Below are 560 nucleotides of genomic sequence, written 5' to 3' on the forward strand. Positions count from 1 at the left end.
AACCCCCACGCCAAAGGCGCCAGATCCTAAGTCTGGTGCGTCTGCCAATTCCGCCACACCCGCATATTAATTTATTTAAGAAAAATGGGGCGACTGATGGGAATCGAACCCACGAATGCCGGAGCCACAATCCGGTGCGTTAACCACTTCGCCACAACCGCCATGATTTCTGGTGCCGACTAGAGGACTTGAACCCCCAACCTACTGATTACAAGTCAGTTGCTCTACCAATTGAGCTAAGTCGGCTAAATGGTGGAGGATGACGGGATCGAACCGCCGACCCCCTGCTTGTAAGGCAGGTGCTCTCCCAGCTGAGCTAATCCTCCATTTGCCTGGCAACGTCCTACTCTCACAGGGACAAGGTCCCAACTACCATCGGCGCTAGAGAGCTTAACTTCCGTGTTCGGTATGGGAACGGGTGTGACCTCTCTGCCATCATCACCAAACTATGATTCATATTCCTTCAAGAATTATTGTAACTCATTTACTTTTAAAGTCAACAAGTTTTTTATATTCTTTCAAAACTAGATAACATTGCTACATATTATATGGTTAAGTCC

General features: G+C 47.7%; 3 tRNA genes and 1 rRNA gene. All 4 read right to left on the bottom strand.

Going from position 1 to position 560, the window contains the following annotated elements:
* Positions 1-85: 85 nt before the first annotated feature.
* The 4 genes from DN401_RS29255 to rrf all read right to left on the bottom strand — a co-directional run bounded on the left by DN401_RS29255 (position 86) and on the right by rrf (position 446).
* Positions 86-161 (bottom strand) — tRNA-His (locus DN401_RS29255).
* 9 nt (positions 162-170) lie between these two features.
* Positions 171-246: transfer RNA gene (locus DN401_RS29260), tRNA-Thr, on the bottom strand.
* Positions 247-250: 4 nt separating this feature from the next.
* A tRNA-Val gene (locus tag DN401_RS29265) sits at positions 251-326 on the bottom strand.
* Positions 327-330: 4 nt separating this feature from the next.
* Positions 331-446, bottom strand: a 5S ribosomal RNA gene (rrf, locus tag DN401_RS29270).
* Positions 447-560: the final 114 nt, after the last annotated feature.

The organism is Bacillus sp. BF2-3 (assembly GCF_008368795.1).
In the GTDB taxonomy this organism is placed as follows: Bacteria; Bacillota; Bacilli; order Bacillales; family Bacillaceae_G; genus Bacillus_A; species Bacillus_A cereus.